Genomic DNA, 21,621 nt, shown 5'->3' on the forward strand with positions numbered 1-21,621 from the left:
GTATAAATCCAGTGAAAACATTCAAATTACTCCTGCTGAAAATACTACAGATTAAGAAATTAGTAAGTTTGGCGTAAATTTTTCTACTTAAATCTTCTTGACTAGTTACCTGCATTCCACTATATTTGTTTAGATAAATAACCAGATAAAAACCGTCAGGTAGATATTATTTTTAGATAAAACTAGTTTAACATTGCGTTTATATGTTATACCTATTTTTGGGAATAGAAGGGACCTAAACATTGGAGAACAACATTCTTATTAATTTAAATATTCGATTAAAAAACGGCGATCATGATGCCTTTGTCTTACTATACACAAGTAATTCCAACGAATTATACCATTTCGTAAATAAGTATATTAAAGACAGCTCCATTTGTGATGATATTATTCATGATACCTTTTTAAATTTATGGAATGCCCGTACGCGTATTTCACCTGAACACCCAATTAAACATTACCTATTCCGTATCTGTAGAAACCTGATTTATAAGGAAATTAAAAAACAAGTTAACACAGCATTGCTATTTAATACGCAACTTGCAGAATCACTTGAAGTGCAGGGAACAGAATGTGTGGAGCGAAGCCTACTCGATAAAGAATATGCCACTATTTACAACTTAGCTGTGGATATTTTGCCTCCTCAACGAAAACGTATTTTTATGATGTCAAGGGAGGAAGGCCTAAGTTATAAAGAAATTGCAGGCAATTTGGAGATCTCAACCCAAACGGTAAAGGAACATATGTCTTTAGCTATGAAAACCATTAAGGATTATATTGCCAAAGAGCATGACATACTATTAAAAATAACCCTTTTGTGGTTATTTTTTAACGAGTAATAACGGGTTTTAACCCGTTATTACTCGTTGCTATTAAAAATTAATCTTGAAATTTGCCAGAACCGGATAATGATCAGACTCCTTATCTGCCCAAGTAAAAACTGAATACATTTGTGGAGTAAATGCATCGATTGGCTGATAAATCAGGTAATCTATCGTTCTATTTGGAGTTGGTGTAGGAAAGGTAAATTGGCTACAATTGCCATTCAAACAGCCAAATGTGAAGTAACTACGCAGTATATTCATCGTATTAGACGTAGGTAAGGCATTAAAATCTGACCCTACAATCATTGGCTTACCGAAGGTTTTACAAAGCGCATTAAAATCATTTGCTTGCTTTATTCGGTTTCTTTCATCGCCTAAATGATCAAAGTGGGTACTCATAAAATAAAACTGCTTACCCTCTTTTTCAACCAGAATACGTGCGACCGAGCGTCGTTCGCCTCCTAAAGCGGGGTCAACTTCTAAGTTAAATGCCTTTTTTTCCTTGACAGGCAGTTTGGACAATACGGCATCTCCATATTCTCCGCCAGCAATATCAATAGCTTTGGCAAAATAATAATCCATTCCCGTCAATTCGCCTAAAGCTTTGGCAATATCGCCGTTGTGTTTGTTGCGATCAGAATTTTTGTCGACCTCTTGCAATGCAACCAAATCGGGGTCAGCTTTTTTGATAACTTCGGCAATAACTTTTAAGTCTGGAATGCCTCCACTTCGCGCTCCATAAATATTATAAGTCATCGTTTTCACGACAATATCCTTTTTAGGTGGATCGACCACAGGTTCTTTACTGTCTCCTCCTTTTCCACAAGCGGCAAAAAAGGACAACCATACTATTACAAAATATTTTTTCATCGTATAATTATTAAGGTACTAAAAGGCCACTAGCTCTGCAATTGAGGTGGTATCCCCATTCCCGGCACTACTCAATACGGTAACTTTAAAATAGCGGCAATTAGCACTTTTTTCAAAATACATCGTAGCGGAAGTATCATCTGAAGAGGCTACAATACTAAATAAACCAGCTTCCGTCCAGGTATTGCCATCATTAGACGTTTCGATCAAGACATTCTTCGGAAATAAATACGCATTATTTTGTCCGCGACGGCCGAAAAGCGTTATTCCATGCAGTTGATGGGTCGCATTCATATCAATCGTTACATAATGCGGATGCGGAGGCCGCCAGCCATTTACTCTTCGGTAAGTAGATAACCATATTTTTTCTATCGTGCCATCAATTGCATACTTAGCGCGTCCACCAGCACCATCTGAATCATCATCTGAATAATCGTGAATTTCCCAGCCTTCAATTGAAATGGGTTCAAATGGATTGCTTTCATAAAACCCATTTACTAAATAATAGGTTGTTCTTAAGTTTTCATTGATACTTAATGCAGGTTGCACATCGGTTATAGATACGGGAATAATATAGGTTTTTGTGCCTGCTAGTTTAAGCGGGTTAATTTCCAGGTTGCTATTATTCGAACCAGCATTTCCTGGTGCAATGGTGACCGAAGAGCTCGATATTTTATAACTATCTGCCGGAGGCAATTCATAGCTACTGTTATTTTGTTGGTTATAAGCATCCACTTTAGCCTGATCAATTTCAAAATTTACAGTAACTGGATTATTTAAAATCGTGAATCCACCATAACCTGCACCAAATGGAATATTCACCCATTCATCTTTAATTGCTAAACTTTTCGCAACAGAACCATTACTGGCTGATTGCATGAAAATTTTAGTGTATTGATCCTCATTTTCAACATTTAACTCTTGTTGCTTACATTGTTGAAACAGTAATATTGGCGCACATACCATCAATAAAGTTGAATATCGGAGGCTATTTCGAAATAGCTTATTATATGTATTTTTCATGTTTCCTAATTTTTAATAGTCATTATTACCAGCCTGGATTTTGAACAAGGTTTGGATTACGTTGAACCTCTGCTTGTGGAATTGGGAAATAATAAAAGCTTTTTCGGAAAATGCGGCTTTCAAATCGCGTCCGCTTAAAGAAGGCCATATCAGAATTAGAGGCACCTCCTTCAACGTTCATACCATACATAGGACCAGCATCGGTTTGTTCTGCAATTTTCCATCTTCTCGTGTCAAAGTATCGCAGGTGCTCCATTGTTAATTCAATCCGACGTTCTGTCCGAATTTGATTTCTCATTTCCGCTTGAGAAAGACCTGTAGTTAATGCTGGGATACCGCCACGTTGACGAATTTGGTTCAAATACTTTAAAATATCAGGATTGTTCGGGCTAGCCTCATTTAAAGCTTCGATATAATTCAATAGAATTTCCGCATAACGCATCATAACATGCGGTCTGGCCACTGCATTTTGGGTTGGGTGATAGGTTGGCGATACATTTTTCCGGAATAAATAACCGGTTTCCGAATAATCGTGTGATCCTCCCTTGCCGGATTCTCCGGTATAATATAATTGGATTTCACGCACGCCCAAACTAGAAGTGGTATTGATCCAATCACTTCCGGAATAGGTAACTGTTGCATAAAACCGAGGTTCGCGATTCACATACATATTGAAGGTATTTTTAGCACGTGTAGCACCCGGTGCCGAGAAACTTGAAAAACCAGATTCCGAATATCCACTTGCAGGGTTGATGTTTGGGGCGCCTCCACTAGTATAACCGTTGATTGGAGATTCACCATTCGCCATCCGGTAGGTATCTATAAGCTGTTGAGTAGGTCCCATGGAAGCATAACCACTGGCTAATCGAGGTGTACAAGAACGCTGGTAGTTTGTTAGGGTATTGTTGTTTCGTCCCATAATCCATTCTATGTTCCAGGAGTCAAGAAACAGGTCACGATAAGATAAAAAAGGATCCAATTCCCCATTCGCTTTATTTTTCCGATAAAGCCCTAGTTTTCCAGAAGATTCGGCATAATCGATAACCGCTTTGGCCGCTGCTGCTGCTTTAGCCCATTTATTGCCATCGTAAGCCGCGTTAAATAATAATTTACCATCCTTATTTGCGAAGCTTGCATAATCTTGGTTTCCATTATTCAATGGACTAGCGGCATATAAAAGCACCCTACTTTTCACGGATCGGCACAAAATCTTACTTGCTCTTCCCATATCGTTTTCTAAAACCGCATCACCATTGGCATAATGCTCCACCTCAAGGTCAGCTTCAGCAGCATCCAATTCACTTACGATGTAATCTACACATTCATCATATGAACTTCGTGGAAGCTGCATACTCGGGTCAGTAAGGGGTAAATCTGGAGCAATCTCGCTATCTCCAATGATAATAAATGGCCCGTATTGTTTTAAGATTTCAGCATAGAAAAATGCTCTTAAAAAACGGGCTTCAGCCTTTCTTTTTTTGATTAATGCAGGGCCTTCTCTTTCTTGAAGAATCTCTTCATTACCATCGATATTATTGATAAAAGTAGTCGCGGTACGAATTCCTTTGTAATAATGATCCCAGAAATTCCAGTAGTTGGAAGAGGCATTCCAGTTTCCAAGATTGACTTGGAAAGGCGTTCCACGCTGGGAGACATCATTATCATCAGAAATCACATCCCAAGGTGTAGAATTCGTCCGGTGGGCTTCATCACGAATAAAATTATACGTTCCTGCTAACCATTCTTCTGATAGTTTTCTACGATTAAACACTTCCTCTAAGGTTAATCGATCATCTGGAACCTGATTTAAAAATTCCTTTTGACATGCTCCATTTAGCATTAATAAAGATGCCGCTAGAACAGGAGTTATTATGGATTTAAAATTGATTTTCATTTTTCGCGTGCTTAAAAGTTAATATTCATACCAAGGGTGTAGGATTTGACGTTTGGATATCGCGTGCCACGTCCATCCCCTAGCTCCATATCCCAGAATTTGAAAGGTGTCCAAGTCAGTAAATTATAGCCTGCGAAAAAGATATTAGCATTTGTTAGCTTTATCTTGTCGGTCCACCTTTGCGGCAATTGATAGGATAATTGCACATCTTTTAATCGTAGATAACGTCCGTTTTTCACCCACCAAGTAGAAGGTTGGTAATTTCCATTCGGGCTACCATCCGATAAACGAGGATAAAAAGCATCCTGACGCGGATTATCAATGGTCCACCGATCTTCGATATTGCTCAATAAATTTCCACGGCTCATAGACACAGAAAATGGCATTAACCCTTCTCCATTCATATGTACATCCACATTCCCTACTCCTTGAAATAAGGTTGACAGCGACAAGCTTTTGTAATTCACACTAAATCCGAATCCATAAACGAACTCTGGAATAGTTCCATAACCAATAGGCACACGGTCAAAATCATCGATCTTTCCATCACCATTCACATCTTGAAATTTGATATCACCAGGTCTCACCAATCCAGGGTGTAAAGGTCCATTGTTTATTTCCTCTTCTGTTTCAAAAAGACCTAAAGCAACTAAGCCCATCCGTTGACCTAATTTCTGTCCCTTTTGATCTAACCACGGATATAGGGGATTAGGTTGATCATTTTCTACAATTTTATTTCTATTTAGGGTAAAATTCCCTAATACCTGGAAGCCAAAATTATCATACTTCTTGGAATAGGTGACTGATCCATCGAAACCTTTATTATCGATAATTCCTAAGTTTCCGAAAGGAGCGGTTTGCAATCCTACGTAGCTAGGCACATTACCTCGGCGTAAGAAGATGCCTTCTCTACGCTCTTTGAACACGTCGAATTGAATACTGAACTCATTGTTCTTGGTTTGTAAATCAATACCTAGGTTGCTTTTGATTGAGGTTTCCCAGGTAACATTTACCCCATATTCCCCAATATTATAGCCCGTACCGAAGTTATTTCCTCGATCGTTTCCGAAATTATAACCTGTAGTATTGGCAATGGTAGAGATGTAGGCAAAACGGGTTTCACCTGTTTCACTTAAAATGCGACTGCTTCCAACCTTACCATGTGAGAAACGCAATTTTGCTAAAGGAAGAGTTTCCCGCAAATTGCTGAAGAAATTCTCCTCACTAAGTACCCAGGCCAATCCTACCGATGGGAAAAATCCGAATCGATTCTCTGGCGCAAAGTTTTCCGATCCATTGTATCCAAAGTTCGCCTCTAAGAAATACTTATCTGCATACGCGTATGTTCCTCTTCCAGACATACCCATAAAACGGAAGGGTAAAGAAGTAATTAAGGAGCTGGCTTGCGAATTTAACTCATCCGATTTGTTAAATAAGAGCATTCCGGTGGTGGTATGCTTGCCAAAACTCCGGTTGTAATTTAATGCCCCTTCAATATAAATGGTTCGGGTTCCTTGCGAAGATCTTCCGAAACTCAAGAAACGATCTCCTTCAAAGGTTTGCTCATATTGCATTTCGCCATTCTCATCTCTGCCTGTGGCTAGATAGGAGCTTGGACGTTTGGTTCTGCGCATACTGGTGTAATTATACACATCGAAAGAAAACATCCCTGTTACGGAAAGTCCCTTGGTAACAAATGGAATTTCTTGGGTTGCTCTTAAATTCGAGAATAATTGATTACGCCATTGATTGGCATAGCCTGTCTGCGTTAAATGAGCATATGGGTTTACCAAAGAGCCGGCACGTTGATCAGGCACTGTACCGTTTTCATACATCACCGGGTGAAGCACAGGGGTTACCATCCATGCATTTGCGAAAATATCACCATTTCCTGTGGCTGGATAATTCGCATTAGCAAGATAACCTTGAAGCCCTAATTCAATTTTGGTATGGATAGAAGGCCTTACGGTGAGGTTAGAGGTTAAGTTGTACCGCTTATAACCAACTTGCTGGTTGTAATTGACATTCGGGTCTTGTTCATATAAGCCATTTTCATCGAAATAACTTGCCCCAACATAATAGGTAGCTAAATCAGATCCGCCATTAATATTTAAGTTTGCACGTCTTTGTTGTCCGAAATCACGAAACAGGGCATCCATCCAATCGACATTTGGATATAAATAAGGATCTTCCCCGCTTGCTGTTTTCGCTATCCTGTCCTCACTGTATATGGGTGCTGCACCACGATTGGTTAATGCCTCATTCGACATCCGCATATAGGTGATTCCATCGGCAAACTCAGGTAGTTTTGTAAATTGGGTAACCCCTTCATAATAGCGGAAGCTAAATTTCGGTTTACCAGCAATACCTGATTTAGTTTTAATAATAACGACCCCATTTGCACCACGAACACCATATACAGAAGTTGCAGCAGCATCCTTTAATACCGTAAAGCTTTCGATATCTTCCGGATCTACATTCGACATACTACGTGGGGTACCATCTACTAATATCAAGGGGGCACTCAATCCTTGGCTAAAGGTAGAAATACCTCTAATCCAGATTCCAGCATCGTCAAACCCTGGTTCTCCAGTACGTTGAACAGCAATTACACCTGCTACTTTACCGGCAATGGCATTCGTTAAATTTGCCGCAGGCACCTGAAGGCGTTTTGCCTCAACCGTTGATTGGGCACCAACCACACTTAATTTCTTCTGCGTGCCAAAACCTACAACCACCACTTCATCGATACCTTCTTCCGTCGCTTCCATCGTCACCTCAATCGACTTATTAGTACCGATAGCAGCTTCTAAGGTTTTATAGCCAACAATTTGAAACACCAAGGTGGCATTTTGTGGAACGCTAAGGATAAACTTACCATTCAAATCGGTTGTTGTTCCATTGGTTTGTTTATCTTTTTCGAAAACCGTTACACCGGCTAAAGGTTGCCCTTCGGCACCTTTCACTGTACCTGTTACTTCTTGTTGAAGGACAGAAACCCGGGTATTTCTAGTATTAGGTTTTCGAATAATTCGAACAAAATCATGTTTGGATTCAATAATTAGATTATGCTTGGATAAAATGTCATTAAGAATTTCCTTTGCTGTATTTTTTCCTGCATAATTCACCTTAGCCTTTAAATATTGTGCATCGTTATTATAGGCTAGCGGGATTTGGTGTTTCGTTTGTAGCTCTTCAAGAGCGGCTTGTAGGGTAATGTTCTTAAAGTCTACTTTAATGGTTTTTAGTAATTCTTTCTGACCGTAAGATTCCGTACTAGCAAAAACGATACCCCATGTGAGAAGAAAGGTCCAGAGCATAAATGATTTACGCATAATCTGTCGTAAGTTAGGATTGTATAAAACAAGTCGAATTTTTTGCATCTTTGCATAGATTAATAAAGGTTTAAACTTTGTTTAATTGAACCGTAATCATTTAGTTTCTCAGGCCGATTGATTACAGTAATGAAATGCAGGGGTGCCTGGCACCTCTGTTTTTTATTTTAGTATACTACTTCTTAATTTCCCATAGTTTATCTGATTTTTTTAGAAGTTTAGCATCATTGATGTCTGCAAGGGTCTGTAACACCTGCTTAATATCTTTGTTTTTAAAGGAGATCGTCATTTTGGTACCTGCTATTTCCGGAGCAACGATTACAGAATCGCCATAATAGCGATAGGCTTTTTTCACGATTAAATCTAGTTTTTCATTAAAATGCACGAGTTCCTTGTTATACCAATTGGTCGTATTGAAAGTTTTGACTTCCCAGGAATCCTCAGTTAATACCGCCCGTTGCCCTTTGCTTAATGCAACAGCTTTTTGGGATGATTTTTCTATTAACGCTGGAAAGTCTTTCATTTCAGTAGTTAACTGCTGTTCATAGTTAGACTCATCTACCTCAAATACTTTAACTAGTCCGGAATTTACTTCAACGGATCGCTCAATATCTGAATCGATGTTAAAGGAGGTACCTACCACCTTGGTGACAAAATCCTTAGTTATTACTAAAAAGGGTTTTTCCGGATTTTTAGCAACCTCGAAAAAGGCCTCCCCTCTTAATTTCACGATTCGCAATTGCCCAGTAGCTGTGGTTGCATAGGAAAGAGAAGAGTTACCATTTAGCTTTACTTCAGTTTCATCGGATAAACGAATTTGCTTCTGTTCACCGTGCTTGGTTTGAATAGTTTCCCAGGCAATTGCTTCTTGCATCTTTTCCCTTTTTTGATAAAGGAATATGCCTGCAATAACTACTGAAGCAACTAATGCCCAACTGTAAACCCTTTTGGATAGCTTCTTAGTTGGTTTCGTTAAAGAAGCTTGTGAAATACTCGTTAAGATTCGGTTTTTGGTCTGCTCTTGATTGTGGTATTTGGGCAGATGTTGAACTTTCTGCTGAATCTGCTCGTAATCCAAATCCATTTTCTCCAGAAAATCTTTTAATCCTTCTTTACTATCTAAAAGCTGTTGTAACCTGACTAATTCATGATTTAGAATTTCTCCAGATTTAAGTTTATTTAGTAATGTTAATAATTCGTTGGTTACCATATACTACTATATATCCTAAACTTTAGTTTTGGTAGGGTTCTAAAATTTAAAAAAGATATAACGACATGGTTTTCAGGTGAATAAAAATATATATTAGGTTAGGTGAAATTTATTAGAAGTGTATTTCAATTTGTTATATTAATAGCAAAGAAATGGAAGTGGAACTTCGGACTAATGACAACTATCTGCTCACTTTATTTGAAGGCCGAAAAGATGTAATTGCTATCCGCTGGGAGAAGGGAAATAAAAGTGGGTATATGCCTGCCCACAAGCTATTTGGAGGAAATCCTCACCTGATGAAATTTGTTACAAATTTTCGAGTTTTATTTTTAAATCGTTATTTTGTAACATAAAATAAATTCGTATGGAAAAGATATTGTCAAAAAATTTAAAAGATTTTAGGGTTAAACTTGGTTTAACACAAGATCAGATTGCGGATTATTTAGAAATATCAAGAGAGGAAGTTAGTTATTATGAAACTAATCGTCGAAGTGTTCCAGTGGATTTGATTCCTACGTATGCAAAATTATTTGGGATAGACGAATATGACTTATATGAAGAGGATGCAGCAATAAATAACCTTAATCTTGCATTCGCATTTAGAGCAAATGAAATATCACCTAATGATCTAAAAGTTATAGCAGATTTTAAAAAAATAGCCTTAAACTATCTTAAAATTAAAAATGTATTAGCTCAATAATGAATAATAATGTTTTAGAAAAAAAAGTAATTGAGTTTAGAAGATTCGCAGGACTAAGCGAGACTGATCCAATTAGATTTAAAAGTTTATTATCAAAATTAAATGTAATAACTGTTTTTAGGGATTTATCTGCTGAATTTTCAGGAATGGCTTTAAAAGTTGAGGAAAATAGATTTATTTTAATAAACTCAGCTCACAGCTTAGGGAAACAACATTTCACTATTTGCCATGAATTATATCACTTATTTGTTCAAGAAAACTTTTCTTCAATGGTTTGCAACGTTGGACAGTTTAATAGCGCATTGGGTGAGGAGTTTAATGCAGATAGGTTTGCATCCATATTGCTAATGCCCGAGTCAGCGATTAAAGAATTAATTCCAGATCAGGAACTTTCCAAAGACAAAATTCAATTACATACGGTTTTAAAACTGGAGCATTATTTTTCGTGTTCAAGAAATGCATTATTATATAGATTGAAATCACTTGATTTAATAACATCTAAAATCTATGATCAGTATCAAATAAATATAAAATCCAATGCTGTTAAATACGGATATCCAATTGATCTTTATCAAAAGGGAAATAATGGTTTAACCATAGGGAATTATGGCTCATTAACAAGGGAACTATATGATAAAGAATTGATTTCTGAAAGTCATTACATATCATTATTATATGATTTGGGCATGAACGAAGAGTATCTTAATAAGATTTTTGTTGATAATGGCGAAGATTAAGTTAAAAGATATTCTTATTGACGCAGATGTAGTTTCACATTTTATAACAGGTGGTCAAATACTTATTCTTCATAAGATCTTTTCAAATAAGATTTTGATGCTCGATAAAGTATATGATGAACTTCTGAAATTTAATGCTAAAAAGTTAGCCGTTGAAAATTTAATAAATTTGGGAATAGTTACTAAAATTCCTTTTCCGAGCAATAATCACGCTATTTTGAAAGAGTACTTGCACATTAAGAAAATGATGTTCAAAGGTGATGGTGAAAGTGCCTGTCTTGCTTATGTTAAACATACAAAGGATATAATAGGGAGTAGTAATTTAAAAGATGTAAAAAGATATTGCGCTTTGCATTCGATTGAATTATTAACTACTATGGATTTTTTATGCGAGGCCTTTCGTATTGGATTGCTCTCAGAATCGAATTGTGACGATTTTATATCTAGCGTTTTAGCTGCCGGCAGTAAACTGCCTGTGACGAAAATGAGTGAATATAACTGTAAATAAAAAATTCCGCTAGCGTTTGGCCGCTGGGATGAAATACGTCCAAAAACAGAAAAAGCCACTGAAATCAGTGGCTTTTTTTTCGTCGTCCTGTCGGGACAATTTTCGAACCATTTTTTGGAAGATTTGAGGAAATTGATCTCTGAAGATGATGATGATTTGGTTTTTTAAAACTCAATTTTTGAATGAAATATAACGCATTAAAGCTTAAAACAGGTATTAATGAATGATTTTTCATTCAAAATAAAGAGAAGCTATAATGCCTAAACCTCACTTAAGATTTCATAGCTTGTGGCATATTGAAGCATTTTTCAAATTAAATTACTCATACTATAGCCTTACTTTGGAGTTTAAAAAGTAAGGCTATAGTATGACATAACTTAATTAGTTTATGCCTTCGTCGATCTAATTTTAGATGTTAAAAAACTTCAATTAAATATCTTCAAATGTCTTTCATTTCAAAGGACGGCTTGCTGATCTAGCAAGTGTTGCAGCAGCCTACATGGAATTTGTAGCATTTCAATCGTTCCAGTTTCTATTTCTTTAGATTGAGGTTCTTTTGTTATGCCCAAATTCTCGTAGTTATACAATCCTTAGATTGTAATACATTTATCACAATGTATAATCTTTGGCAAAAGTCAAGATTAAAACTCATAAACCATCCATTACAATCTCATAATCCTTGATCTTCTTCTCCAGCGTATTTATTACACAGCCCAGCAACTTGGCCGCCTGTTGCTTGTTTTTAGCTAATTTCAACACCTTAATAATATGCAGCTTTTCGACTGTTTTTAAATCGAGCTTAAAATCATCAGTAGGATTTAGTAATCTTGTTGGGAGTGTATCCATTGAAACAGCATCACTATTAAAAACATACAAATTTTCTATTAAATTTTCTATTTCACGAACATTACCAGGAAAAGGATAATTCAATATAAACTGTTCGACATCTTTTGCCAGACGTAATTTTTTAGACCTTTTAAACAACTTCCTTTTAGACTCTATGAAAAAATCAATCAACTCCTTTTTCTCTTTTGCCCCCCTGTCTCGCAAAGGAGGCAAAGTGAGTTCGGTTACAGCAAGACGGTAGAATAAATCCCATCGAAATTGTCCTTCGGCACATCGCTGTGGAAGATCCCTGTTTGTGGCAGCTATAATTCTGACATCAATCTTCTTCTCTTTTGTATCTCCTATTTTAAGAATCTTTTTTTCCTGAGTAACCCGTAGTAATAACTGTTGCATATAAGGCGAAATATCCCCGATCTCATCAAGGAAAACAGTACCACCCTGAGCTTCCTCCAATAAACCTTTGTGATCAGCTACTGCACCGGTAAAAGCACCTTTCATATGACCAAATAATCTCGACTCAAGAAGTTCATCTGTAAAAGCAGAGCAATTGATGGCAATAAATGGCCTCTCATTTCTTGCCGAATTCCTATGTATATAATTTGCGAGATGCTCCTTGCCGGAACCACTCTCTCCAAAAATTAAAGTAGTTACCTGATCGGCTTTTGCAATCATCTCAGCTTTTGCATAAATAGGATTTAGTGATTCAGTTATAAGATAATCCTCTTTATAATCTACAACACTTTCTTCCTTAATTATACTCCCACCCGGAATGGTAGACTTTATCACCTTCATATCCAGCAATTCGGCCTTACCGGTTTTTGAATGCTCTTTGGGGCGCACCTGAAACATCCTTGTATTAAACATCCCGGACTCATGAATCAAATACCACGAAATCTGCATCGCGGAAGTACCGGGAGAAAAGAAAATACTAATCTCATCATCCTTATACGCCCTCATCAGTAAACCCTCTACCTTACTTTTAATTTGCTGTATATCGATAACATCCGTAACATCCAGATACTGAGTCTCAATACTACGCCCAGGATATCTTTTAATTAGCTCAGTCCGTAATTGTTCAATATATATGTCAGGCTCAACACCTTTCTCAGATGATAAAATAACATGCCTGTCATGATCAAAGAAATCTTTATGAAAATTAAAAGTAGGCCCATTTTCATTGACCCCGATAATTTGTCTTGTTTCTGGATTTCTAGAAAAATCATGCATCGTAGCAACCCATGAAATTAATGTTTTCATATCATTTTTTGATAATTAAAATCCAAATATTGATACAATAATTGATAAAAACAAGCTAAAATCAATGAAATTTCGCATGGCATACTATTCGCCTTATGTAGAGCAGTTAAACCAGAAAGGAGGTGTATAAAAATGAAAAAGAAAAAATCAGTGCATAGAGATGCGGGAACCGGAAAGTTTGTAACGAAACGTTACGCGGAAAAACATCCCAAAACAACTGTAAAGGAAACAGTAAAAAAATCCTAATAATAACCGGAACTATCCGCAGAAGATAGTTCCAATTTTTAAACAGTAAAATTTTTAGAATATGGCAATAATAATCACCTACGACATTCCTTCTAAACATCGGGAATTCAAAGAAAAGATGTTCGAATTGGGGTATAAGGATAGCATTCAGGGTACCGTTTGTAAAATAATTTATTTTCCCAATACAACACTTTACCATGCGAGCAAATCAGCGGAAACGGCAAGAAAAGATGCACAAGCGATTACACGAGCGCTAGGTATATCATTAGAAAGATGTGTTTCAACAATCTGGAATGACTGGTCAGCTGTGTGTGGAGAACCATTTAAATAATAGAGCATGGACAAAGAAGTGAACAAAAAATTCAAAATACTCTCTATTGACGGAGGCGGGATAAGAGGTCTCATTCCTGCCAAAGTCCTGGCCGAGCTAGAAGAAGAATTACAAAAGGAAGAACCCGACAAGCCACTGCATGAACATTTTGATCTTATCTGTGGCACTTCAACAGGAGCCATCCTTGCAATAGGCCTTGCGTTGGGCATACCGGCAAAAGAACTGGCAAAATTCTATGAAGATCATGCAAAAATCATCTTCCCAAGATTTGTCTTTCGTTTTCTGCCTCGAAAAAGCAGAGCTTTCTTCAATGCTATCTACAGCAACAAACAATTACTAAAAAAGCTAAGAGAAGTCTATGCAGAAGCAAATGGTGGTCAGGATCCGCTTATGAACGACCTTAAAAACAAAGTCTGCATACCTGCATTTAACGGAAACGACGGTGCTATAAACGTGCTCAAAACCAAACATCATCTGGAATACAGGAGAGACTATAAACTCCCGGCATACCATGTAGCAATGTCCAGTGCTTCTGCACCAGTATATTTTCCGCCCCATACCTTTTCATTTAAGAATGAATTTGGAGAAGGAACAAATGTAAACATGATCGATGGCGGAATTTTCGCCAACAATCCCGCATTGATAGGCGTGTTTGAAGCAACCGACAAGCTAAATATTTCCATTGGAGATATTGCACTCTTATCGTTGGGTACAGGTCAAGGAAAACAAATCATAAAACGCACATGGCGTCCAAAAAACGTATTCGACTGGCTATTTCCAAATCCTAAGCTAGTAGACTTAGTATTGGATACACAAGCACAGATCACAGAACAATACTTACTCTTTCTGCAGCGGGCATTGGGCAAAATAGGCAATACATTCAGCCATTTGCGCATTCAGCATGACATGAAAGGCGACAATATAGAGCTCAATTCCTCCAAACAAAAACATATAGACCGCATGAAGTCTATTGGCGAAGAATTAGCAAAAAACAGATTAACAGAAATTTTAAACTTTTTAAAACAATAACAAAATGGCAAACTGTCACAATTTATTTCAGGAATATCATAGCGATATTTCCATAGGTTCAAAAAAGAACGAGAGAATGAAGAATTCGAAAGAAGGACTTCGTAAAAGAATCACGGCCTGGTTCAAAGAAAACCACCCGGATTATGTACCCTACTTTTATATACAAGGGTCTTATAAAATGAAAAACGGTATCCGTACAGCAGAAGACATCTGTGACCTTGATGACGGTATCTACTTCTTTCGGGAACCCGATGTATCCGCATCAACGCTCAAAGAATGGGTAAGACAAGCAGTAGATGGCTATACCGCTACAGCACCAGAAAATCGCAAAAAATGCGTGCGTTCCATTTTTGTTAACGATTATGAAATAGACCATCCGGTTTACTACAAAATAGATGGGCAGGAATACAAAATAGCAGTCAAAGGTGTTGGTTTTGAAAACAGCGACCCGAAAGCCGTAGTAGACTGGTTTGTATCTAAAAAAGACAAAGAGGGTCGGTTGGTACGAACCATCAAATATCTCAAAGGATGGGCAGACAAACAAAGTTTTAAAATGCCTAATGGTTTGGCATTGACAATACTGGCCACCAATGCAAAAGAAAAAATTGTACTGAACGAACGGGATGACATCACGACACGTGACGTTCTAAAGGAAATCAAAAAAGGCCTAGACAATAAATTTGAATGCATAGTCCCTGCTGTACCAAATGATGATTTGCTGGAAAACTATTCAAGCAAAGAAAAGTTTTTAGAAACGCTCGAAAAATTCATAACAGACGCAGAATCAGCAATTCGGGAGACGAATCAAAAAGAATCCAGCAAACTGTGGCGCAAACATCTCGGAGACAGATTTCCTCTGGGAGAAGACAAAGAAGAAAACAATTCACGTAGTTCAGCGGCAGCAGCGGCAGGAGCTGCAACATCCTATCCCTTTGGTTATGAATAACGCATACATCCGATTTACAGAAGAAGCTGCAGAAGCCATAAGCAATTTTCCCGACTTACATTTACATAGTCGGGAAGATGCTCTTCCATTCCTGGAAGGCACAATCAACCTGTTAGATGAAAACAGAGCCGCTTATGACATTTACGCCATACGCATAGAATGCTCTCCCGATTATCCTAATAACTTCCCGTTTGTATATGAAACACAAGGAAGATTGCCGCATAATATAGATTGGCATCTGTATAATGACGGACATTTCTGTATTTGCACACCAATAGAAGAATACATTCACTGTGCACAGGGAATTACGCTTACCTCTTTTATCCAAAACCAGGTCGTACCTTATTTACACAACCAAAGTTTTAGAGAAAGGGAAGGCTACTTTCTTCACGAACGATCCCATGGTTTGCAAGGCATCTTAGAATCTTTATATGACCTGCTACAAACCAGAGACACAAACAAAATATATTCGCTGCTCATGTATATCTATAAAAACGACACCCCACCACGTACCTCAAAATGTTTTTGCGGAAGCGGTAAAAAATACAGACACTGCCACAGAAAAGCCTACCAGTTGATAAAAAGTATGGGGCAAGACCGATTGGGATCCATCATCTTATCCCTAAGACGCTAATTCGTAATCAGCTCATAGCTAAAATGTTCATTAGTAGCATACCAATCCTGATCCGGACTATCATACGACACCGTCTCCTCTCGGGCAATAAAAACTTTATTAAGTTTAGGGATTTTTGCCAGCAACTTCCTTAGGTTCTGATCACGGTTCACCGGATTCTGGTACACCAGAATATAATTATTTAGTGGATATTGACTCATAAAATCATTCAAGAAACCGGCCAATCCATTTATATCGTCAAGATCCAGATTAGACAAAGAATTAGCGCAGGTCAACACAACCGTATGAGGCAATGTAAACTCATCTTTATAATAAGCCAGATTATTCTTTTCCAATCCCTCACACAAATCAAAAGTGTCTATAGCTTTAAAAACCCCTGATTCACTAAATTCTCGAGCCTTGTTCAGCATCGCCTTCGAAACATCCACACCCAGATAATGCACCTTCCGACTGACCTCAGCCTTAAAAACAGTATTGAAAGCCAGAGAAGCCGTCAATGGACCGCAGCCAAAATCGATAAACATTATTCGCCCTTCCGTATGCTCAAATCTCGACATAAAGAACGCCTTATTTTGAAGGAAAATATGCTGTACCGAAACAAAATTCTTTCTCATATTCCAATAACAATACAACAAGACATTTTCTTTGGGCGTATAATAATCCAGCAAACTCTGGCTATCCAAAAATGCCACATTTTGCTCATAATTGAAATCAATTTGTGCATCAAAATCAGCCGTTCCATACCGGACAAGATTATTACGGGTAAAATCTGTATTTAATCCCAATATTTCATTAGGCCATTTAGTCCGTCTGTCATTTTTAACCACAGTCACCACCTTAGTTTCAAACACGCTTTTAAAAGGTTCGCTAATCATGGACAACACTGTTTCTCCAGAAGCAACAGTCCCGTCAGGAAAAGAAATAGGCTGGCCTTCCACAATATCAGACAAAGGCGTATTAATATAGCCACCCTTTGATTTGCAATACTCTATCAGTCTCAGATAAATAAGATTATCCGATAATATAGTATCATTGCCTACCAATACCATCTGCTCACGGGCCCGTGTAAGAGCCACATTTAACTTACGATCCACATCGCCCTCATCATTCAGATTAATCATTCCCCGCAATTGAAATGGATTATTCACAGAAAAAGAATAAATAATAATATCCCGTTGGCTTCCCTGAAAGCGCTCCACAGAATCGACAGTAATCTTATCATGATCAGGAACACCTTCCTCCTCCAGCTTATGCTTGATAAGTGCGATCTGATTGCGGAAAGGAGCAATAATCCCCACGGTTGTAAGCGGATCAAAGGACTTATTATTGCTTTTGTATAAAGCCATGATTTCCTTAACAACATACACAACAAAATCGGCTTCATAAACATTTGTTTTTCCATAAAGATCATTAGCCTTCTTATTGTTAAAAAAGACCAGCCTCTTTTGGCTCAGCAACTTCCTGATACTATTGGTGCCGGACTCTGAAAATTGCAGATCCGCTACCTGACGATACAATGCAGTCTTAGTTGACGCATCGATACCCGGCGCATCATAAGCCTCACGCAATAGCCCTTTATAAAAAGCAAAATTTGGAAATAAAGAAATCTCTTTATGCATACGTCCCTGATAAGTCAACGTATCATAAGCCCCCACATGTTTGTTATCTTCACAAAACTTATAAAGACGTTCAAACAAAGAATTCTTTCTGTTATACAGTCCAATTGACTCCAACAATTCGTTGTTGGTTTTAGAGCGCTCAGCAGACTGCAACGAAATGGCAGGCAATTGCTTATGATCGCCAATAAGCACAAACTTGGAAGCTTTTCCTAAAATACCCACCAATTGAGGCTCTAAAATCTGAGAAGCCTCATCAACTATTATATAATCAAAGTTTTTTACCTGAAAAATATGTTCTTTACTGCCCACAGAAGCCACCGTAGATACATACACATTATTTTCCCTGATAATGCGGGATACTTCAGCACGATCAAATCTATGCCCCGATGTTCCTAACTCTTTTTCTCTTGTTTCCATCACTACATCCAGCAAATTGTCATGATATTTGGCACCTGCAGACAACCGTGAACCAAAGCGAATAAAATTTCGTTTGCTTGTTCCTTCACAGGCATCATTAATTGCGTCGCAAAGTTCATCAACAGCACGATTTGTATAGGCCAATATCAAAATACTTTTGCCGTTAATAATAAGCTCTTTTACCAGATTTTTAATAATAATAGACGTTTTGCCTGTACCCGGAGGACCATTCAATAAAAAATAACGATCGGCAGATAAAGCTTTATTAATAACCACTTGCTGCTCATGACTCACAGATGGATTCTTATAGCCATAATCTTTACCCTTGCCCGGAGACTCCTGCGTTAAAATCAAATTCTTAAAGGACGACTCCTCTTTTAGAAAACCGTAAAGATTACGGTACATGGAATTAAAAGAAATTTCCATAAAATCACTCTCCAATGCCCATTTTGCATGGGGTCCAAAAGAAGTAAAAAATGCCTTATTGCGTTGTTTGTATCGGAAATACACCGTAACTGAATCTGTAGTAATTTCTTTAATAGTACATTTAAAAATCTGGCTATGGGAAACCAGATCCGATTCGCTGTTACGAGGATATAACACACAAATATCACCTGTCCTGAAATTCACATGTCTATTCTCCGCATTTGTCCTTTTAAACTCAATAATTTGATCTACTTCATCAATTTTATTATGTGTAATTTCCAGATCATACAAAATTTCAAACTTCTCCTTCTTTTCTTCAAAACTATCCAGCCAAAGTCTGGCCAAACCATTAGAACCATTTTCTCTATCCTGTTCGGCACTGCCCACCTTACTTAGAAAATGCTCATAAGAAACATAATTCAAAAACGAAATAAAATAGCTTCTCTCCAGATCCGAAGCCGAAGCTATCGGTTGAAGAAAACCGTCCAGTTGAGGTTCTACTATATTTCTAAAATTAGGATGAATATCCTTATTAATAATATTCTGAGCATTGACCATCGCTAGAAGAGAGGCGGTAGACTGTTCATTATCCTTTGCCAGAAGATGTTCTATTGCAATAATCTTATTTCTTAGATTGATTACCTTTTGGAATCCGTTCAGAAAAGCACTGGTGTTTCTCATATTCCCTCGGTCGGGTTTTGAATACAAAATAAATCCCTGTGCTTTGGCATTGATCTGTCCCAAACTCAACTTTTCAACCTGCGAATAAAGAAGATAATACATAAACAACTGTGCCTGATGATTGCCCTTGATACTCGCACCGTCATCCGGAAAAGGAGTGCTACCGGATTTTAACTCTATAATCTTAGAAAGACCTCCGGCTTTTTTCCAATCAAGCATATCCATCCTTCCCTGCAACCCAAACTTCTCAGACAAAAAAGAAGGTTCCAAAGAAATATTTTCAAGATCAATACCCAATTGCAAAAATTCATTCTCAATTGTATTCTTAATTTTGAGAAACTGCCTCTGGCTATCCTGATAATAGGTGCTAAAATGCTGTCGCTCCGCAATATCCTTACAGGTAGTATACTCAAACGGGCTAGTTCTGAAATGTTTGATAAAAGTGTCACCGAACTCTACAGGAACCAAAGGATTTGAAAAAACTTCATCAACCACCAGATTGGCAAAATTACCCAGCAATATATGCTTGGTATTAGCTACTGACTCAAACTTTGACTTCAAAAACAATAACTCCGTTTCTCCATAATCCTGTATGCACTCTGCTACAGAAGAAACATCCAATAGATAATCCGGCTCCAGCACAATAATTTTAGGATGAAAAACTTCATTCGCATCAATAGCGATATCGACAAGATATAAAACAGCGCCTACCCAAAAATCTTTACAGGAGGTAATTGCCTCGTTCACGCCAGTTTCGAGTATCTGGACGGTAATGAGCTTATCGGGAACAAACTCAAAAGCAGGCTCCTTTATACTCAAAACATCAATATGGCAAACCAAATGACTCTCCCTCTTTTCCACAATGCTGACTTTAACCTCGCTTAGTAGTACATTCTTAATGGTAATAAATTCCTTAATAGGTTTTTCTTGCAATAACAAACTATCGGGAACATGAATGTCACACACAACCTGAAGAAATTCAGCAAAAAGAGAAACATGATATTTGTAATCATCTTCATCAGGAATAAGGCCTTCATGCAGCACTTTGTTAGCCGTAACGCGCAATCCGTGAATAGATCTGTTGACCTTATATTCCTGACAGACAAAATTTAATCGTGAAAAAAAATCAGAAAACTGAACCGAGACTGTTGAGGTAAGATCTTTACAGACTTTTTCTAATAAACTTCTTAGTTGAGGATATTTTATTGACAAAGACAAAGATTCATTTTTATGAATGCTTTCCAATTCTTCCAAAAACTCTAGGGCTATAATTTTTTTAGTCATTAATAACAAAGGATATATTAAACACCGCTAAATAATTAATATTAAAATATTGAATTCTACACAAAGATATTGAAATAACGCTCAGATAATTACGGGAAACCACAATCTACAATAATGAGTCAATTTTAAAGATCAATATACTTACGTTATCATGAGAAACTCATGTTAACAGCAATTATTTACATCCGTGTCAGTACAGACGAACAAGCACAAAAAGGATACTCTCAGCGTAGCCAGGAAGAAAAATTGAATAAATATTGTAAAGACAATCATATTGAAATTGTCCAGACCATATTCGAAGACCATTCGGCAAAAAACTTTGAACGTCCGGCATGGACTGCCATGATGAAACATTTAAATATGAATAAATCTACGAGACCGCAACTTATTCTATTTACTCGTTGGGATCGGTTTAGCAGGAATACGGCGAATGCTTATTATACGATCACTCAACTTCAAAAGCTCGGCATTGAACCTCAAGCTACAGACCAACCTTTGGACATGTCGATACCTGAAAACAAAGTATTACTGGAAATGTATATTGTCACAGCAGAAGTAGAAAATGACCGCAGGTCTTTGAATATCAAGCAAGGCATACACAAAGCCAAAAAGGAAGGACGATATATGGGGCGGGCACCCATAGGTTATCTCAATATATCTTTACCAGATGGAACAAAAACAATAGTTCCCCGTGAGCCAGAGGCAACATTGATTAAAAAGGCATTTGAAGAGTTTGATGAAAATACATCGGTCCGCTCTTACTATAAAATTGTTCTCAAAACAGGGCTAAAATGAAGTTTAAAT

Annotated in this window: 17 protein-coding genes; 10 read left to right on the forward strand and 7 right to left on the reverse strand. The window is 37.5% G+C overall.

Annotation, left to right across the window (positions count from 1 at the left end; translation table 11 throughout):
* Window positions 1-242 precede the first annotated feature (242 nt).
* Window positions 243-839: an RNA polymerase sigma-70 factor gene (locus GQF63_RS02040; RefSeq protein WP_160367419.1), complete on the forward strand. Its 597-nt coding sequence runs from the start codon at window positions 243-245 to the stop codon at window positions 837-839.
* A 33-nt stretch (window positions 840-872) separates the two neighbouring features.
* Here the strand turns inward: GQF63_RS02040 and GQF63_RS02045 are convergent, their stop codons facing one another.
* The 5 genes from GQF63_RS02045 to GQF63_RS02065 form a co-directional block, all read right to left on the reverse strand.
* Window positions 873-1,694 carry an endonuclease/exonuclease/phosphatase family protein gene (locus GQF63_RS02045; protein WP_160367420.1) on the reverse strand — a complete coding sequence of 274 codons (822 nt, stop codon included), beginning with the start codon at window positions 1,692-1,694 and terminating at the stop codon, window positions 873-875.
* 18 nt (window positions 1,695-1,712) lie between these two features.
* Window positions 1,713-2,717: a BT_3987 domain-containing protein gene (locus GQF63_RS02050; RefSeq protein WP_160367421.1), complete on the reverse strand. Its 1,005-nt coding sequence runs from the start codon at window positions 2,715-2,717 to the stop codon at window positions 1,713-1,715.
* A 25-nt stretch (window positions 2,718-2,742) separates the two neighbouring features.
* Window positions 2,743-4,611 (reverse strand): RagB/SusD family nutrient uptake outer membrane protein, encoded by a 1,869-nt coding sequence (locus GQF63_RS02055; RefSeq protein WP_246163221.1) that lies wholly within the window; start codon window positions 4,609-4,611, stop codon window positions 2,743-2,745.
* A gap of 11 nt (window positions 4,612-4,622) precedes the next feature.
* Window positions 4,623-7,946: a SusC/RagA family TonB-linked outer membrane protein gene (locus tag GQF63_RS02060; RefSeq protein ID WP_160367422.1), complete on the reverse strand. Its 3,324-nt coding sequence runs from the start codon at window positions 7,944-7,946 to the stop codon at window positions 4,623-4,625.
* A gap of 175 nt (window positions 7,947-8,121) precedes the next feature.
* Window positions 8,122-9,156 (reverse strand): FecR family protein, encoded by a 1,035-nt coding sequence (locus GQF63_RS02065; protein ID WP_160367423.1) that lies wholly within the window; start codon window positions 9,154-9,156, stop codon window positions 8,122-8,124.
* A 152-nt stretch (window positions 9,157-9,308) separates the two neighbouring features.
* Here GQF63_RS02065 and GQF63_RS02070 point away from each other — a divergent pair, with 152 nt between their 5' ends.
* From GQF63_RS02070 to GQF63_RS02085, 4 genes are read left to right on the forward strand one after another with little or no spacing between them, the layout of a single operon-like run.
* Complete coding sequence (locus GQF63_RS02070) at window positions 9,309-9,509, forward strand: TOTE conflict system archaeo-eukaryotic primase domain-containing protein (protein ID WP_160367424.1); 201 nt, start codon at window positions 9,309-9,311, stop codon at window positions 9,507-9,509.
* Between the two features lie 11 nt (window positions 9,510-9,520).
* Window positions 9,521-9,856: a helix-turn-helix transcriptional regulator gene (locus GQF63_RS02075; RefSeq protein WP_212592431.1), complete on the forward strand. Its 336-nt coding sequence runs from the start codon at window positions 9,521-9,523 to the stop codon at window positions 9,854-9,856.
* Window positions 9,856-10,593: an ImmA/IrrE family metallo-endopeptidase gene (locus tag GQF63_RS02080; protein ID WP_160367425.1), complete on the forward strand. Its 738-nt coding sequence runs from the start codon at window positions 9,856-9,858 to the stop codon at window positions 10,591-10,593. Before GQF63_RS02075 ends, GQF63_RS02080 begins: the two co-directional genes overlap by 1 nt.
* The gene (locus GQF63_RS02085) at window positions 10,580-11,101 is read left to right on the forward strand and encodes a hypothetical protein (protein WP_160367426.1); all 522 of its coding nucleotides are present in this window, start codon (window positions 10,580-10,582) and stop codon (window positions 11,099-11,101) included. Before GQF63_RS02080 ends, GQF63_RS02085 begins: the two co-directional genes overlap by 14 nt.
* 648 nt (window positions 11,102-11,749) lie before the next feature.
* Here the strand turns inward: GQF63_RS02085 and GQF63_RS02090 are convergent.
* On the reverse strand, window positions 11,750-13,204 hold the full coding sequence (locus GQF63_RS02090) for an RNA repair transcriptional activator RtcR family protein (protein WP_160367427.1): 1,455 nt from the start codon (window positions 13,202-13,204) through the stop codon (window positions 11,750-11,752).
* A gap of 307 nt (window positions 13,205-13,511) precedes the next feature.
* Here GQF63_RS02090 and GQF63_RS02095 point away from each other — a divergent pair, with 307 nt between their 5' ends.
* Genes GQF63_RS02095 through GQF63_RS02110 form a run of 4 tightly spaced genes read left to right on the forward strand, consistent with a single transcriptional unit; the run spans window position 13,512 to window position 16,390 of the window.
* Entirely contained in the window at window positions 13,512-13,781 is a 270-nt protein-coding gene (locus GQF63_RS02095; protein ID WP_160367428.1) for a hypothetical protein, read from the forward strand.
* 6 nt (window positions 13,782-13,787) lie between these two features.
* A complete protein-coding gene (locus tag GQF63_RS02100) occupies window positions 13,788-14,810 on the forward strand; it encodes a CBASS cGAMP-activated phospholipase (RefSeq protein WP_160367429.1) in 1,023 nt (340 codons plus the stop codon).
* 4 nt (window positions 14,811-14,814) lie between these two features.
* The gene (locus GQF63_RS02105) at window positions 14,815-15,756 is read left to right on the forward strand and encodes a cyclic GMP-AMP synthase DncV-like nucleotidyltransferase (protein ID WP_160367430.1); all 942 of its coding nucleotides are present in this window, start codon (window positions 14,815-14,817) and stop codon (window positions 15,754-15,756) included.
* Window positions 15,749-16,390, forward strand: coding sequence for an SEC-C domain-containing protein (locus GQF63_RS02110; protein WP_160367431.1), 642 nt, complete (start codon window positions 15,749-15,751; stop codon window positions 16,388-16,390). Before GQF63_RS02105 ends, GQF63_RS02110 begins: the two co-directional genes overlap by 8 nt.
* Here GQF63_RS02110 and GQF63_RS02115 read toward each other — a convergent pair.
* Window positions 16,387-20,817 carry an AAA domain-containing protein gene (locus tag GQF63_RS02115; RefSeq protein WP_160367432.1) on the reverse strand — a complete coding sequence of 1,477 codons (4,431 nt, stop codon included), beginning with the start codon at window positions 20,815-20,817 and terminating at the stop codon, window positions 16,387-16,389. The two genes, GQF63_RS02110 and GQF63_RS02115, sit on opposite strands and share 4 nt — an antisense overlap.
* Window positions 20,818-20,979: 162 nt before the next feature.
* On the opposite strand from GQF63_RS02115, the gene GQF63_RS02120 reads away from it, so the two are divergent.
* The gene (locus tag GQF63_RS02120; RefSeq protein ID WP_160367433.1) at window positions 20,980-21,612 is read left to right on the forward strand and encodes a recombinase family protein; all 633 of its coding nucleotides are present in this window, start codon (window positions 20,980-20,982) and stop codon (window positions 21,610-21,612) included.
* Window positions 21,613-21,621: the final 9 nt, after the last annotated feature.

The sequence above is a fragment of the Sphingobacterium humi genome (assembly GCF_009768885.1).
GTDB lineage: Bacteria > Bacteroidota > Bacteroidia > Sphingobacteriales > Sphingobacteriaceae > Sphingobacterium > Sphingobacterium humi.